This window comes from Chryseobacterium sp. C3, assembly GCF_014218905.1.
Taxonomy (GTDB): domain Bacteria; phylum Bacteroidota; class Bacteroidia; order Flavobacteriales; family Weeksellaceae; genus Chryseobacterium; species Chryseobacterium mucoviscidosis.
Map to the genome: position 1 here is coordinate 287,796 of NZ_JACLCU010000002.1, position 14,063 is coordinate 301,858.

Consider the following 14,063-nt stretch of genomic DNA (forward strand, 5'->3'; position numbering starts at 1 on the left):
CTTTTTTAATTAATTTTGAATTAAATATTAATCAAAAGAGAACATAATGAAAATTCAGAAAGAAAATATTGAATTTGAAGAAGGTAAATCTTTTAAGCTGTTTTCACCATCCCTTAAAAACTGTTTCTTCTGGCATTATCATCCTGAAATAGAGCTGGTTTACGTAGAAGCTTCCAACGGAATCCGTCACGTCGGTAAAAATATTTCAGACTTTAAAGACAGCGATTTACTGCTCATCGGTTCCAATGTTCCTCACCTTAATTTTGATTATAAAATTCAGACCGAATGCAGACAGATGGTTTTGCAGATGCGCGAAAATTTTCTTCAGGAATACATTATGCCTGTTCCGGAATTTGAAAACATTAAAAACCTGCTGGAGCGTTCTTATCTGGGGTTATCCTTTTCAGGGGAAACCAAACAAAAAGTCGTTGAAAAACTACACCAGATAAAAAACGAAAATTCTTTTCATGCTTTTGTCGGGCTGATCGAGATTTTACAGATTCTTGCAGATTCCGAAGAAGTAAAAGAACTGAATACTGAAGACACTCGCATCAGGTGGTTTTTAAATGATAAAATCCGGATGGGAACTATTTATGATTATATCAACGAAAACTACGACAAGAATCCCAACGTCAATATTATCGCAGAAAACGTGAATCTAAGCACACCGGCATTTTGCCGTTACTTCAAAAAACAGACGAATATGACGTTTACAGATTTTGTAAACAATTACAGGATCAATCAGGCGAAATTATTGTTGCTCCAAAACCACTGCGTTACAGAAGTCTGTTTTCAGGTAGGTTTTGAAAGCCTTTCATATTTCAATAAATTATTTAAAAAATATATCGGAGAAACACCTTCCGCCTTTAAGAAAAAACATTTGAGCAGAGTTGAAAATAGTGCAGTTTAAAACTAAGTTTGTTTAAACTCATTTTAAATTTAACCGCAAAAGATACAAAAGACTTTATTGGATTTATTTAAATTTAAAGTATTTCAGAAGTCAGCAAAGAGAAAAAATATTTGATTTTTTTTTAAACTTATGTGCTCTTTTTTCCATTTAAGTAGTAAACTTAAACAACTAAAGGGTTAAATCTTTTACATATTTTGCGGTAAAAAAGTTTAGACGATTATTTTACTGATATTTATTTTAAACCAATCCTTTATATTCTTTCCATTCCTCAAAACGATAATCGATAACCTGCTTCATCAGATCGTAATTTTCGTACGTATCTTCGATGTGATAAAATGTTTCATATTCGTAATCATTCTCTTCCGCTTTTGTATCGAATAAATTCACATAATCATCTGCGAAAGAGCTGAATCGGTTTCCGAAATCCGTGTCGTCTTTGTAATAATCATGGGCAAAAGCATTTCCTGTTTCGTTCAGATCATATTCAGAAAACTTTCCGTCCATGAAATCCACAATGAATTCAGCGCCTGTAATTTCTCTTCTTTTTAAGCTTTGAATTTCTTCTTCATGATCTTCTTTAAATTCTTCCGAGATGAAATCGCTATTAATACACCAGTTCAGAAACATTCCGGTGTGGGTTGCTCCGTTTTTTATTGGAAGTTCTTCAGGAAAATCGCTGCCGTAATGCCATGAAGCATCATCATATTTAGACATATTGAATGATAGTTTTAAACAATTTTATCCAAAAATAGAAAAAATCAATTTATATTGCCCGTCACAGGGAAAATTCCGTCATTTGTATAGAAAAATTTTTTTCGACCTTATTATATGAAAAATGCCGTTCTGATCACCATTGGTGACGAAATCCTTTCAGGAAGTACCGTAGACACCAATTCTAATTTTATTGCTGCCGAACTGAAAAATATTGGGATAAAAGTGGTACAGATTTTTACCATTTCAGACCAGATTGAAACCATTAAAAAGACCATCTCTTCTGCTTTTGAGCTGGGAGATATCATCATTACAACAGGAGGTTTAGGCCCTACAAGAGACGATAAAACCAAAAAAGCCATTGCCGAATTTTTTAATGACGAAATTGCTTTAGACGAAGAAACTTTCGCTCATCTGAAAGCTTATATGGAAAGACGCGGAAGAACAGAAATTCTGGAAAGAAACCGCGAACAGGCTTTTGTACCTACAAAATCCAAAGTGTTCCAGAACCATAACGGAACTGCACCCTGCATGATGATGGAAGAAAACGGAAAACTGCTTTTCAGCCTTCCCGGAGTTCCTTATGAAGTAAAACCTTTAATTAAAGATCAGATTGTTCCTTATTTAAAAGATAAATTCAGTCTGCATTACCTTTCCACGAGAATTGTTTCCATAGTCGGAATTCCCGAAAGTATTCTGGCAGACAAAATTGAAAACTGGGAACTTGCCTTGCCGGAAAACCTTTCTTTGTCTTATCTTCCTGTAGGAACCCGCGTTAAACTGAGACTCACGGCAAGCGGAGAGGACGACAGTATTTTGCAGCAACAGTTGGAAGAGGAGATCCAGAAGCTACTTCCTTTAGTAAAAGATCATGTAATTGCTACCTCACAGGATAAAATAGAAAAAATTCTTGCCGATATTTTAACAGATAGAAAATTGACTTTATCTACCGCCGAAAGCTGTACAGGCGGAGAACTCGCAAAAATGATTACTTCTGTTTCCGGAAGCTCAAATTACTTTTTAGGCGGCATTGTTTCTTATGCTACAGAAAAAAAGATCGATATTCTCAAAGTAAAAAAAGAAACCGTAGAAGAATTTACGGTCGTAAGTGAGCAGGTCGCTGCGGAAATGGCAGAAGGCTGTCAGAAACTCTTCAATACAGATATTTCTCTGTCTACAACCGGAGTTGCAGGTCCCCGAAAAGGAGAGGACGGAAAGGAAGTGGGAACCGTTTTTTATACCATCAGAATTAAAGATCAGGAAGTGACTTCAAAATTGTATATGCCGCATCTGGATCGACTGGATTTTATGCACTTTGTATCCCAGAAAGTCATTCAGGATCTTGTTGCCCTTTTGGTGAATAATTGATTCAGAATCAGTTAATTTTTTAATTTTTTTTTAATTAATTCTGCATAGGTTTTTCACGGTTTTTGACGTTCATGAGAAAAATATCAAAATCGTGGAAAACTCAAAGCAGATTTTTCAGACTGACAGCAAAAAACGCTGGAGAAATGTTCAGTGGGGAAGCCGAATCTTTATCTTCATCGCCATATTGCTTTTTCTGGCGCTCGGTCTTATGATGAAATGGGACAGAAGCCCCAAAATTCCTTTTAAAGAAGATTACAAAGCCGTTATTACAGCGAGCAAACCCTATCTTCAGGAAAACAGAATTTCCAAAGAATATAAAGGATTCCGAAGTTTCATTTCCGAAAAAACAATGCACACCAATCTTGCTAAAATCGAAAAAGCAAGAGCCGAAAGACTTAAAAACCAAAACAGAAACTGGGCACAGTTTCCCGGCGGAATACGTTCTGCATTTTATGTGGCATGGGATCCGCAGTCTTTAATGTCCCTAAAAAGAAACATTAAACACATCAATCTTGTTTTTCCGGAGTGGTTTTTCCTCGATCCGAAAACCGGTGATCTGAAAACCAATGTGGATTCGGCAGGATATAAAGTCATTAAAAGAACAGGAGTTGCGGCAATGCCGATTCTCAGTAATAATTTTGAACAGGAATTTCATTCTGAAGGACTGGGGAAAGTGTTGAAAGACCCGAAAAAAAGAACCCAGCTTATTCAGAAATTAACGCTTCAATGCCAGAAACTCAATTTCAAAGGAATCAACATCGACTTTGAAGATATGAATCTGGATTCTGATGAAAACCTGATCGCTTTCATGAAAGAGCTTTCCGAAACATTTAAGCAGAATAAATTATTGGTTTCCATGGATATTATGGTAGATAACGACGATTACAATATCCGGAAATTAAATCCTTACGTAGATTATTTCATATTAATGGCGTATGATGAATATGCGGTTGAAAGCGATGCAGGACCCGTTTCCTCTCAAAAATGGATCGAAGCACAGACCGGAAAAATTTTAGCCCAAACTTCCCCTAACAAAATCATTTTAGGTTTGGGAGCTTACGGATACGACTGGAGTACAGACAAGGAACAGAATAATTCCGTGACGTATATGCAGGCAATCACCAAAGCGAGTGCAAGCAAAGCGAAAATTAATTTCGACGACAATACTTTTAACTTAAATTACTCTTACACAGATTCGAAAAACAATACACACACTGTATTTTTCAACGATGCGGCTTCTATTTTTAATACGATGCGCTTTTCTTCAGAATATCCTCTTGCCGGAACTGCACTCTGGAGACTGGGAAGCGAGGACAGCCGGATCTGGAATTTTTACGATAAAGATCTTACGTTTGCAGGATTATCAAAATTAAATTTAAAAACCCTTGAGAACGTAAAAGGTCAGACGATGGTCGACTACATTGGCGACGGCGAAGTTTTGGATGTTCTGAATACGCCTCATGACGGAAAAATTGCCCTTGAGATTGACCCCAAAGAAAAAATCATCACCGATGAAAATTATGTGACCTATCCCAGTTCTTATGAAGTTAAAAAATACGGAGAAGCTCCACAGAAAGAACTGGTTTTAACATTCGACGATGGTCCTGATGAAACCTACACACCGCAGGTTTTAGACATACTGTCAAAATATCATGTTCCGGCTGCCTTCTTTTTGGTAGGATTAAATGCCGAAAAAAACCTTCCTTTGGTTAAAAGAATTTACAGAGAAGGTCATGAAATTGGCAATCATACATTTACCCATGAAAATGTGGCAAAAGTAAGCCCCGAAAGAGCTTTACTGGAAATGAAACTGACAAGATTATTGATCGAATGTATCACAGGACACAGTACCATTCTGTTCAGAGCGCCTTACAATGCCGATTCTGAGCCAACAACTTCAGAAGAAATTGTTCCGGTTGCATTGGCGAGACAGCAGAATTATCTTGATATTGGTGAAAACATCGATCCCGAAGACTGGCAGCCGGGAATAAAAGCCGATGAAATTGTAAAACGTGTTTTAGCAGGTGTAAAAGCCGAACGCGGAAACATCATACTCCTTCACGATGCAGGAGGCGAAACCCGTGAAGAAACCGTAAAAGCGTTGAAAGTTTTAATCCCGACTTTACAAAAACAAGGATATCATTTTACCAATCTTACCAGTATTCTGCATAAAAACAAAGCAGAACTGATGCCTTCCGTTCCAAAAACAAGAGCCTATTACGTAATGCAGCTTAATCTGCTTTTGGCAACCATTATTTATGGAATCAGTCATTTTTTGGTGGCATTGTTTACCATTTTTATTGCATTGGGACTTATCAGATTGCTTATTATGCTATTCTGGGCATTTAAAGAACGAAAAAAAGAAAAAAAATTAGGAGAATTTCCTGTTTTGGAATCTTACCCGAAGGTTTCCATTATTGTTCCGGCGTACAATGAAGAAGTCAATATTGTTTCATCATTAAACAATCTATTAAAACAAACCTATCCCAATTTCAATATTATTCTGGTGGATGATGGAAGCAAAGATTCAACCTATGAAAAAGCGAAAGAGTCCTTTTCTGATCATCCGAAACTGAAAATTTTCAGCAAAACCAACGGCGGAAAAGCAACTGCTTTAAATTTTGGGATTTCACAAACCGATGCGGAATATGTGGTCTGCATCGATGCCGATACGAAACTGGAAAAAGATGCCGTAAAATATTTAATTGCAAGATTTTTAAACTCTGATCCGAATGAAAAAATTGCAGCAGTGGCTGGAAATGTAAAAGTAGGCAATACCGTAAACTGGCTTACAAAATGGCAGTCCATTGAATATACAACCAGCCAGAATTTTGATCGTTTAGCGTATGCGAATATCAATGCCATTACTGTAATTCCCGGAGCAATCGGAGCTTTCAGAAAATCTGTAATTAAAGAAGTTGGCGGATATTCTTCCGATACTTTAGCCGAAGACTGCGATATTACCGTTAAAATCTTAAGAGAAGGGTACACCGTTGCCAACGAAAACCGTGCAGTTGCCGTGACAGAAGCTCCGGAAAGCGTAAAACAGTTTTTAAAACAGCGTTTCAGATGGACGTACGGAATCATGCAGATGTTCTGGAAACAGAGACAGACTTTCCTTAACCCGAAATACAAAGGTTTAGGACTCTGGGCAATGCCGAATATTTTACTCTTCCAGTACATTATTCCGTTCTTTTCACCGCTTGCCGATGTCATCATGTTTTTTGGAATATTATCCGGAAATGGCGGAAAAATATTCAGTTACTATTTAATTTTCCTTTTGGTGGATGCGTCGCTGGCTTTTATTGCGTTCATCATGCAGAGAGAGAAATTGGTAAACCTGCTGTACATTATTCCGCAGCGTTTCGGGTATCGCTGGCTGATGTATATTGTACTGTTCAGAAGTCTCCGAAAAGCACTGAAAGGCGAAATGCAGACCTGGGGATTCTTAAAACGTACCGGAAACGTAAAAGAAATTGCAACGTCTTAAATTCATGATTGTAAAAAAGTTGTCTTTCAGAAATAAGTGAAACGCCTTTGTTTATCTTAAATTTTTTTAAACAGAGTTTTTTATAATTACTTGTCTGGCATTGCGTTTAAATTATCGCAAGGGAAACAACATTTTTAATATTAAATTGCCTAACTAAAGATAGACAAAGGCGTTTCACTTAATTTCGAAATACAAAGATTGATAAGAAGAGATTTTCAAATTAAAAATTAAAATATAAACAGATCTTAATAATTAATTAAATTTGTTTTCATAAAAAGTAACGAAATAAAAAAAAGTTACACTTATTGTATAAATTGTAATTATAATGAAAAAATTAACGCTTTCTCTGCTTTTAATAGGAGGAATTTGTTCACAAACCGTGAACGCTCAGGCGACAGACAAAGGTTTAGACCTTAGCTTGATGGATAAATCAGTACGTCCGCAAGATGACTTTTATAACTATGTGAGTGGAACTTGGATGAAAACTGCCAAAATTCCTTCCGATAAACCAACATGGGGAAGTTTCAACAAACTGGCTGAAGATACAGACAACAACTCCATGACCATCCTGAACTCTCTTCTGAAAGACAAATTTGCTGAGGGAACAGAAGGCAAGAAAATTCAGGACCTGTACGCAACGTACATGAACATGGCAAAGAGAAATGCAGACGGTATCAAACCGATTCAGGCAAATCTTAATAAAATTGATGCCATTAAATCCGTTGGAGATCTTCAGAAATATTTAATCTCTGTAACCAAAGAAGGAGAAAACAACTTCTATGGATGGGGAGTAGATGCAGATCTTAAAGACTCTAAAATGAACGTTGTCTATCTTGGTGACGCATCTTTAGGTCTTGGAAGAGATTACTATCAGAAAGTAAACGAAAAAAACACAGAAGCTTTGGCAGAATATACAAAATATGTTGCTTCTATGTTAAAAGAATTAGGATATAAAAATGCGGATGCTGCCGCTAAAGGCATCGTAGATTACGAGAAAAGCATCGCAAAAACATACTTAACCAACGAGCAGAGCCGTGATAATACGCTTCAGTACAATCCACAAACAATGGCTCAGCTTTCAGCTTTGGTAAAAAATGTAGACCTTCCGGCTTATCTTAAAGCAGTTGGTGTAAATACAGATAAAGTAATTATCGGAGAATTAGGATATTACAAAAATTTAGATAAATTCATTAATACGCAGAATCTTCCTGTGATTAAAGATTATCTTAAATTCCACATGATCCACGGAAGTGCGGCTTACCTAAGTGAAAAATTAGGTGACATGAGATTCGCTTTCTATGGCAAATATTTAAGAGGACAGCAGGAGCAGAGAGCTTTAAATAAGAGAGGTTACGAATTAATTAACGGATCTTTAGGAGAAGCTTTCGGTAAATTATACGTTGAAAAATATTTCCCTGCAGAAGCGAAAGCACAGATGGTTGAATTGATCGATTACTTAAAGAAAAGTTTCGCGGTTCACATCAACGGATTAACGTGGATGTCTTCTACTACCAAGCAAAAAGCAATGGAAAAGCTGAATAAGTTCACGGTAAAAGTGGCTTATCCGGACAAATGGAAAGATTATTCCAAATTAACCATCACGCCGGAATCAAAAGGTGGAAATCTATATGCCAACCTTCAGAATATTGCAGAATGGCAGTACAACAAAGACTTAGCTAAAATCGGGAAACCGGTAGATAAAACAGAGTGGGGAATGACGCCGCAAACAGTAAATGCTTACTACAATCCGGTAAACAACGAAATCGTATTCCCTGCTGCAATTCTTCAGCCGCCTTTCTTCAATCCTAAAGCAGATGCTGCCGTGAATTTCGGAGGAATCGGCGCGGTTATCGGTCACGAAATGAGCCACGGATTTGATGATTCCGGTGCACAGTTCGATGCAGACGGAAACTTGGTAGACTGGTGGACTCCGGAAGATAAAGCCAACTTCGAAAAAGCAACAAAAGCTCTTGCCGCACAGTACGACAAATACGAGCCTGTAAAAGGTACTTTCGTTAACGGAACCTTTACCAACGGAGAAAATATTGCGGATTTAGGTGGCGTAAACATCGCTTACGATGCTCTTCAGATGTATCTGAAGGACAAAGGAAATCCGGGAGTTATCAGCGGTTACACACAGGATCAGAGATTCTTCCTGAGCTGGGCAACCGTTTGGAGAACTTTATCCAGCGAAAAATACATGATCAATCAGGTAAAAACAGACCCGCATTCTCCGGGATATTTCAGAAGTTTCGGTCCTTTAACCAATGTTGATGCTTTCTACAAAGCGTTTGATGTGAAAGAAGGAGACAAATTGTACAAAAAACCGGCAGAAAGAATTAAAATCTGGTAATCACAATTTTTAAATATAACCAAAACCGTTCAGCAGTGAACGGTTTTTTTGTTTTTTGGAGCTTTTTCGCGCTTTCCGCACTCGCTATTTCCTGGGTTTCGGGGCGGCGGAGCCGCGCCGAAACCCAGGAAATGAGCTCAGACAATTGCTGCAATCACGGCTAGGGAATAGCCTGTTTTTCAATATTTGAATTAGTCAATAAAGTTTCTCATCCTTTAGAAATCTCAACACAGTTAAATAAATTGCGTAAATATTCGAACTTACCTGCGCAATGATAAACCCTGTGTTTAGCCTTCATAATTATCATTTGCTGAGTGAAGCGCCCTTGCGAAGAAAAATACCCACTAAAATGTAAAACAAAATCTATCGAAGATCGCGTTAAGATCAATAAAAATAGATTTCTCCTAAAATCAAAGAACCAAATAATCTAAGTTACTATCATTTGCTGAGTGAAGCGCCGTTGCGAACAAAAAATACCCACTACAATGCAAAACAAAATCTATCGAAGATCGCGTTAAGATCAATAAAAATAAATTTCTCCTAAAATCAAATAGCCGAATAATCTAATTTGCTATCATTTGCTGAGTGAAGCGCCCTTGCGAACAAAAAATAACCAATACAATGCAACACAAAACCCAGCGAACCTTTCGTTAGAATCAATAAAAATAAATTTGTCCTAAAATCAAAGAACCAAATAATCTAAGTTGCTATCATTTGCTGAGTGAAGTGCCGTTGCGAGCAAAAAATATCCATTACAATGCAAAAACAAAACCCAGCGAACCTTTGCGTTTAAGAAGATTTATCCCGAACTCAGGTTATTTAAGAACTCTTTCGAACTTTGTGAGAAATACTAATACTCACTCAATCAAAATCAAAAAATAAAAATATCAAATCTTCACTTACAGGCTTTTTATCAATTATTATTTATCATTTATCATTTATAATCAAAATTCGTATATTTGGTAAGTTTGTGTAAAATCAAAAACAATTTTTAATGAAAAAGCTAAATATCGGAATACTTGCCTTTTCAGGTTTGGTATTTTTAAATTCTTGTGGAACAACAAAAACTGCCAATACTCAAAAACCTGAGCCGATGAAAGGAGTTGAAATTGTACAGCCAGAAAAAATGGAAGCAAAAGAAGAAGGATTAAACCTATCGTACATGGATAAAACTGTTCGTCCCCAAGATGATTTTTTTAGCTATGTAAACGGAAACTGGGTAAAAACCACTCAGATTCCTTCCGATAAAGCAAGTTGGGGTTCTTTCAATGCACTCAGAGAAAATGTAGACGATGCTTCTTTGGACATCCTGAACAAAATTTTATCAGAATCTTATCCTGAAGGTTCCGAAGGACAGAAAATCCAGAATTTGTATGCCTCATTTATGGATACCAATAAGAGAAATGCAGAAGGACTGGCTCCGATTAAAGGAGATCTTGCAAAAATTGATGCCATTAAAAACATCGGCGATCTTCAGAAATATCTGCTTGAAGCGACAAAAGTAGGAGACAATTCTTTCTACGGATGGAGAGTAGGTGCAGACCTGAAAGATTCTAAAATGAATGCAGTCTATCTTGGCGGCCCTGATCTTGGACTGGGAAGAGATTACTATCAGAAAGTAAATGAAGCCAACACCAAAACATTAGCAGAGTATCAGACCTATGTAGGAAAATTATTCGGCGTTTTAGGCTATAAAAATTCAGAATCTACAGCAAAAAACGTAGTAGATTTAGAAAAACAGTTGGCAAACTATTTATTAACGCTTGAACAGAACAGAGATGCCAATTTAAGATACAACCCTAAAAACGTATCTGAATTGCCGGCTTTGGTTAAAAACGTTAATCTTCCGAAATATCTGAAGGATGCCGGAGTAAATACCGACAGAGTGATCATCGGAGAACTCAAATATTACCAGAATATGGATTCCTTCCTTACCCAGAAAAATCTTCCTTTGCTGAAAGACTATCTGAAATACCACTTAATCAATGGAAATGCAAGCAATCTGGATGAAAATTTAGAGCAGATCAGATTCGATTTCTACTCCAAATATCTTCAGGGACAGAAAGAACAGCGTCCGATGAACAAAAGAGGACTTTCTTTGGTAAACAGCGTTTTAGGTGAAGCCTTCGGAAAATTATATGTGGAGAAATATTTTACGCCGGAAGCAAAAGCACAGATGGAAATGTATATCGATTACATTCTAAAATCCTTTAAGACACACATCAACGAGATGGATTGGATGTCTCCGGAAACAAAAGTAAAAGCACAGGAAAAATTATCAAAATTCACCGTGAAAATTGCTTATCCGGATAAATGGAAAGATTATACCCAGTTAAAAGTAGAAGCTCCGAAACAAGGGGCAACCTTATATTCTAATCTTCAGAATGTTTCAGCTTGGCAGTATCAGAAAAATTTAGATAAAATAGGAAAACCGGTAGACCGAACGGAATGGGGAATGACGCCGCAAACCGTAAATGCCTATTACAGCGGATCAAACAACGAAATCGTTTTCCCTGCAGCCATTCTTCAGCCGCCTTTCTACAATCCAAAAGCAGATGCAGCCGTTAATTTCGGAGGAATCGGAGCCGTTATCGGTCACGAAATTTCTCACGGATTCGATGACAGCGGTTCAAGATTCGACGGAGACGGTAACTTAAATAACTGGTGGACCGATGCAGACCGTAAAAACTTCGACGCAAAAGTAGCACAATTGGCAGCACAGTACAGCGCTTATGAACCGGTGAAAGGAAGCTTCGTAAACGGAAAATTCACAAGTGGCGAAAACATCGGAGATTTGGGAGGAGTTGCAGTGGCTTACGATGCCCTTCAGATGTATCTTAAAGATCACGGAAATCCGGGCTTAATCAGCGGATTTACTCAGGATCAGAGATTCTTCATGAGCTGGGCAACAGTCTGGAGAACAAAATCCACAGATCAGTATATGACCAATCAGGTAAAAACAGATCCGCATTCGCCGGGAATTTTCAGAGCATTCGGTCCGTTGGTCAATCAGGATTCTTTCATCAAAGCATTCGATATCAAACCGGGAGACAAAATGTATAAAGCTCCGCAGGACAGAATAAAAATTTGGTAAAACAAGCCAAAAATTGTTAGAAATGAAAAACGCATCAGAAATGATGCGTTTTTTTATTTAATTTTTCATAGTTTAGTGACATCACAAAATATCAGTTTTTAGTTGATATTTAATTTAAAAAGTTAATATTTCAAGAAAAATCTTAACAAAATTTTGTATGTTACAGTTTTTTTTTAAATTTAAACATTGGATTGGTCAGCTATTTGATGCTGATAAAGACAATACACACCAACATCGAAAATCTCAAAATATTAATAATATGGCAATGTTTAATTATGGCGTTGGCGGAAACGAAGTAAAAGTAGACGCCAATGAAGCTATACAGCAGATTCAGGAGAATAAATCGCTGATAGTAAGCCAGCTTACAACCGACGAATCTTACGTCCCTGAAATTGTAACAGGATTAAAAACTGTGGACGACGTCTTCAAACATTTCCAGCCTTCTGTAAGCGTTCAGCACGAAACGGAGGACGGTAATGTAGTGGAAGAGGAGTTCCGTTTTCAGAATCTTGCGGACTTCACCCCGAAAAATCTTACTCAGAAATCAGATTATTTGCAGCAGTTAAGCATGGAGCAGGAACAGTACAACAAAATTGTACGCCAGCTTAAAACCAATAAAATTCTGCGCAATATGCTGGAAAACGATCAGACAAGAGCTGCATTCGTGGAAGTATTAAAAGAAGTGGCACAGGAACTTGAAAAATAATCTAAAGACGTTACATTAATCATGGACAGTAAATTACAGGCAGCTGAAAACCAACAACAGGGACAGCAGCAACACGCAGGTCAGCCGAAAGGTAATCCGCTTGCCGAACTCAATAAAATAGGAGGTTTTGGTTTTGTAGAATCCGTTGTAGACGGAATTGCAAACATGAACCCCACCAGAAAAGCCAGAAAGGAAATCTTTCTGAACGATAACAATAAAGCAGATGAAAGAAAAGAGCTTCTCCAGAAAATCAATCTTTGGGTAAATCTTCTGGAAGGCAATGATTCTGCCGATAAAATGGCAGATACCTGTAAATCTAAAGCGCAGGCTGCCGATCAGAATTTAAAACTAAATCTTAAAAATACGCTTGATGCAGTCCGTCAACTGGAAACAAACTACAGGACGGTCGCTCAATTCTACAAAAATACCGAGCTTGATAAAGTTGATAACGTAAGTATCGTCAATGCAAGTTTAGAGCAGGTTTCAGATTTGGATAATCCGATCTTTATCGATGCCATTGCAGAAGAATTTAAGAATTATTATGACCGTTTAGATCTTAGAGACAATTATTCTATTTTAGCAATTCCGGGATATTTGGGATCCAATAAAGTCATTGAAAAATGGGCGAAAATCTGTAACGAAAACAAAGTAATGATGGTGACGGATTTTGCGAATCTTGATAAACCGGATGATGTGGTGGATTTATTCCATTCTGCCAATCTTACAGGAGGAGAATTACACAGAAGTAATGTCATCATGACCTGTAATTGGTTGGTTGGACGCGGAAAAGCAGAAGAAGTAGGAGAGGAGGAAAATGTAGAACTTCCGCCATCAACTTCATTGGCAGGAAAAATTCATAAAACATTAATGTCTCAGGTTGCAGCAGGTAAAAAGCACGGAAACATCAATGAAGTGGATGCTGTAAAATTCGAATTGAAGAAAAGCGAAATTTCCCAGTTGGAAAAAATGGGATTGGTTCCCATGGTGAACGAATACGGAAAAATCATGGCTTTCTCTGCAAAAACCCTGTTTACAGGAGACAACATCGGACTTCAAACCTATTCCGTAGTTCGCGTATTCGATTACGTAACTAAAGTTTTGCTCGATTTCCTAAACAGAAGAGCTTTCGAAAACTGGAACGCAAGAAATGAGGATGATTTGAGAAGACAGATCGTAACCTTCCTTGACGGAATTAAAGGACCGGATAAACTGATCGAAAAATTCAAAATTGTTCGTTTCGAGCAGGATAAGGTAAACAAAGACAGAGTTTGGCTGGATATTCGTCTTACGCCTTATTTCCCTACAAAAAGTTTCGTTATCAAATTAGACGGACACAAAGGAGACGACGGAAACGAATGGGATGCTGAATATCTTCAGGATTAAATTTAAACCAATCAATACACAAACCGATGCAATTTTTCATCGGTTTTT

General features: G+C 37.4%; 8 protein-coding genes. 7 read left to right on the plus strand and 1 reads right to left on the minus strand.

The window, feature by feature from the left end:
* Positions 1 to 46 precede the first annotated feature (46 nt).
* Complete coding sequence (locus H6W53_RS05135; RefSeq protein ID WP_185205088.1) at positions 47 to 910, plus strand: AraC family transcriptional regulator; 864 nt, start codon at positions 47 to 49, stop codon at positions 908 to 910.
* Between the two features lie 237 nt (positions 911 to 1,147).
* Here H6W53_RS05135 and H6W53_RS05140 read toward each other — a convergent pair whose 3' ends face one another.
* Positions 1,148 to 1,624: a hypothetical protein gene (locus H6W53_RS05140; protein ID WP_185205089.1), complete on the minus strand. Its 477-nt coding sequence runs from the start codon at positions 1,622 to 1,624 to the stop codon at positions 1,148 to 1,150.
* Between the two features lie 114 nt (positions 1,625 to 1,738).
* Here H6W53_RS05140 and H6W53_RS05145 point away from each other — a divergent pair, with 114 nt between their 5' ends.
* From H6W53_RS05145 to H6W53_RS05170, 6 genes are all read left to right on the plus strand, one after another.
* Positions 1,739 to 2,989, plus strand: coding sequence for a CinA family nicotinamide mononucleotide deamidase-related protein (locus tag H6W53_RS05145; RefSeq protein WP_185205090.1), 1,251 nt, complete (start codon positions 1,739 to 1,741; stop codon positions 2,987 to 2,989).
* 91 nt (positions 2,990 to 3,080) lie between these two features.
* Positions 3,081 to 6,479: a polysaccharide deacetylase family protein gene (locus H6W53_RS05150; RefSeq protein ID WP_185205091.1), complete on the plus strand. Its 3,399-nt coding sequence runs from the start codon at positions 3,081 to 3,083 to the stop codon at positions 6,477 to 6,479.
* A gap of 325 nt (positions 6,480 to 6,804) precedes the next feature.
* The gene (locus tag H6W53_RS05155) at positions 6,805 to 8,832 is read left to right on the plus strand and encodes a M13 family metallopeptidase (protein ID WP_185205092.1); all 2,028 of its coding nucleotides are present in this window, start codon (positions 6,805 to 6,807) and stop codon (positions 8,830 to 8,832) included.
* 994 nt (positions 8,833 to 9,826) lie between these two features.
* The gene (locus H6W53_RS05160) at positions 9,827 to 11,926 is read left to right on the plus strand and encodes a M13 family metallopeptidase (protein ID WP_185205093.1); all 2,100 of its coding nucleotides are present in this window, start codon (positions 9,827 to 9,829) and stop codon (positions 11,924 to 11,926) included.
* Between the two features lie 157 nt (positions 11,927 to 12,083).
* Positions 12,084 to 12,632, plus strand: coding sequence for a type VI secretion system contractile sheath small subunit (locus tag H6W53_RS05165; protein ID WP_108411409.1), 549 nt, complete (start codon positions 12,084 to 12,086; stop codon positions 12,630 to 12,632).
* A gap of 21 nt (positions 12,633 to 12,653) precedes the next feature.
* Positions 12,654 to 14,015 (plus strand): DUF5458 family protein, encoded by a 1,362-nt coding sequence (locus H6W53_RS05170; RefSeq protein WP_185205094.1) that lies wholly within the window; start codon positions 12,654 to 12,656, stop codon positions 14,013 to 14,015.
* Positions 14,016 to 14,063 lie beyond the last annotated feature (48 nt).

Excerpts from the sequence above, each read along its gene's own strand:
- H6W53_RS05145 (WP_185205090.1), top strand. The coding sequence starts at position 1,739 with ATGAAAAATGCCGTTCTGATCACCATTGGTGACGAAATCCTTTCAGGA.
- H6W53_RS05160 (WP_185205093.1), top strand. The coding sequence starts at position 9,827 with ATGAAAAAGCTAAATATCGGAATACTTGCCTTTTCAGGTTTGGTATTT.
- H6W53_RS05140 (WP_185205089.1), bottom strand. The coding sequence starts at position 1,624 with ATGTCTAAATATGATGATGCTTCATGGCATTACGGCAGCGATTTTCCT.
- H6W53_RS05135 (WP_185205088.1), top strand. The coding sequence starts at position 47 with ATGAAAATTCAGAAAGAAAATATTGAATTTGAAGAAGGTAAATCTTTT.
- H6W53_RS05165 (WP_108411409.1), top strand. The coding sequence starts at position 12,084 with ATGTTACAGTTTTTTTTTAAATTTAAACATTGGATTGGTCAGCTATTT.
- H6W53_RS05155 (WP_185205092.1), top strand. The coding sequence starts at position 6,805 with ATGAAAAAATTAACGCTTTCTCTGCTTTTAATAGGAGGAATTTGTTCA.
- H6W53_RS05170 (WP_185205094.1), top strand. The coding sequence starts at position 12,654 with ATGGACAGTAAATTACAGGCAGCTGAAAACCAACAACAGGGACAGCAG.